The sequence below is a fragment of the Rhodopirellula maiorica SM1 genome (assembly GCF_000346295.1).
GTDB lineage: Bacteria > Planctomycetota > Planctomycetia > Pirellulales > Pirellulaceae > Novipirellula > Novipirellula maiorica.
In genome coordinates this window covers 1-2327 of record NZ_ANOG01000524.1, presented here as the reverse complement: position 1 = coordinate 2327, position 2327 = coordinate 1, and the positions used below count along the sequence as shown (strand labels likewise).

General features: G+C 56.6%; 2 protein-coding genes. Both read right to left on the bottom strand.

Going from position 1 to position 2327, the window contains the following annotated elements:
* Positions 1-180: 180 nt before the first annotated feature.
* Positions 181-774, bottom strand: a complete 594-nt coding sequence (gene leuD / locus RMSM_RS16655; protein WP_008698588.1) for a 3-isopropylmalate dehydratase small subunit — start codon at positions 772-774, stop codon at positions 181-183.
* 81 nt (positions 775-855) lie between these two features.
* Positions 856-2298 (bottom strand): 3-isopropylmalate dehydratase large subunit, encoded by a 1443-nt coding sequence (leuC, locus tag RMSM_RS16650; protein ID WP_040767523.1) that lies wholly within the window; start codon positions 2296-2298, stop codon positions 856-858.
* Positions 2299-2327: the final 29 nt, after the last annotated feature.

Sequence of the window (2327 nt, the reverse complement as noted above, 5' to 3'; positions counted from 1 at the left end):
CCAATGTCGATGACATTGGGCATCTACGGTTGGCTGGCGCTAGCTAGGTCGGGGTAGCGGAGCGGCGCGAGCCGCCCGGTCGAGATCGATCGTTTTACCCGCTGCAACCGGGCGGCTTGCGCCGCACCGCTAGCTAATGTCGATGACATTAGAAATCAGTCGCACGCGTTCCCCGGTGCTCTACCAGGTGCGAGCGGATTCGTAGGCTGAAATCTTTTCTTCGTGCTGAAGCGTCAACGCGATATCGTCCAACCCGTTCAGCATGTTGTGCCGACGGCTGGCGTCGACTTCGAAGCTGCGCTCAAACCCAAGCTTGTCGGTGACGGTTTGCTTTTCCAAGTCGACCGTCAATTCGTAGTCGGTGTTCTCCGACGCACGTTTAAACAATTCGTCGACATCAGCTTCGGACAACGCGATCGGCAACAAGCCGTTTTTGAAGCAGTTGTTGAAGAAGATGTCGGCAAACGAGGGAGCGATCACAGCGCGAAAACCGTAGTCGTCCAGCGCCCATACGGCATGTTCACGACTGCTGCCGCTGCCAAAGTTTTGGCGTGCCAGCAGAATCGAAGCTCCTTGGGCTTCCGGTTTGTTCAGTTCGAACTCCGGATTCGGCGTGGTTCCGTCGTCCAGAAAACGCCAATCAAAAAACAGGAACTGGCCAAACCCCGTTCGCTCGATCCGTTTCAGGAACTGCTTGGGAATGATTTGGTCAGTGTCCACGTTGGCGCGGTCCAGCGTAACGGCTTTTCCGGTGTGTACGGTGAAGTTTTGCATGAGTTAAGGTCGGAAATCAAAAGCGGGAGTGTAGTTTTTTTAGATCTTACAAGTGACGGTGCGAACGGCCGAGCGGGAAGTCTATAGCGACTTGAAGTCCCATTCGCGGATGTCCGTAAAACGGCCGGCGATCGCGGCGGCCGCTGCCATCGCGGGGCTGACCAAATGCGTTCGCCCCCCTTTGCCTTGTCGACCTTCAAAGTTGCGATTGCTGGTGCTGGCACATCGTTCACCCGGTGCCAATTTGTCAGGGTTCATTGCCAAACACATGCTGCAACCGGCTTCACGCCAATCGAATCCCGCTTCTTTAAAGACCTTATCGAGACCTTCTTTTTCCGCTTGCAATTTGACTTGCCCGCTGCCCGGTACCACCATCGCGTTGACCTTGCTGGACACATGATGGCCTTTGACCACTTCGGCTGCGGCTCGCAAATCTTCGATTCGAGCGTTGGTGCAAGATCCGATGAAGACGCGATCGAGCGAGACATCTTGAATCTTGGTTTTCGCGGTCAATCCCATGTACTCGAGTGCTTGAGCGGTCGATTTTTGCTCGGTTGCATCCGAGAAATCAGCCGGGTCGGGAACCGACGCACTGACGCTGAGCACTTGCCCGGGGTTGGTCCCCCACGTCACCTGCGGTTCGATGTCTTTGCCTTGGTAGACGTTCGAACGGTCGTAAGTGGCACCCGCGTCGGTGGGCAACGATTTCCAGCGAGCGACGGCGGCGTCAAAGTCGCTGGGAACTTCCGGCAAACCTTTCAAGTAATCAAAGGTGACTTGGTCCGGCGCGATCATGCCGGCTCGAGCACCCGCTTCGATCGACATGTTGCACACCGTCATCCGTTCTTCCATCGTCAGATTACGAACGCAATCGCCGGTGAACTCCAGCACGTAACCGGTGCCGCCCGCGGTGCCGATCTGGCCGATCAAATACAGGATCATGTCCTTGGCGGTCACGCCTCGCGAGAGCGCCCCGTCGACGCGAAGTTCAAACGTTTTGGGTTTGAATTGCAACAAGGTCTGAGTCGCCAACACATGTTCGACTTCGCTGGTGCCGATTCCAAACGCCAATGCCCCAAATGCACCATGCGTCGCGGTGTGGCTGTCGCCGCAGACGATCGTCATGCCGGGTTGGGTGTAGCCGTTTTCAGGGCCGATAACGTGCACAATCCCTTGGCGAACATCGTCGATGTCAAACAGCGTGACGCCGAATTCTTTGCAGTTTTCTCGTAGCGTCTCGATCTGTTTGCGGCTGATCGGGTCGGCGATCGGCAAACTACGGTCGCTGGTGGGGACGTTGTGGTCGGGGGTCGCGATCGTTCGCTCGGGACGACGAATCGGACGATTAGCCAGACGCAGTCCCTCGAACGCTTGCGGGCTGGTAACCTCGTGAACCAAGTGCAAATCGACGTACAGGATCGCGGGGCCCGCTTCGTTTTGATAGACGACGTGCTCGTCCCAGATTTTGTCGAGCATGGTCCGGGGGGTGGACGATTTTCCCGTAGACGATTGAGATTGAGACATTTTGCGTGCGAGAATGCAGATGGAAGGGG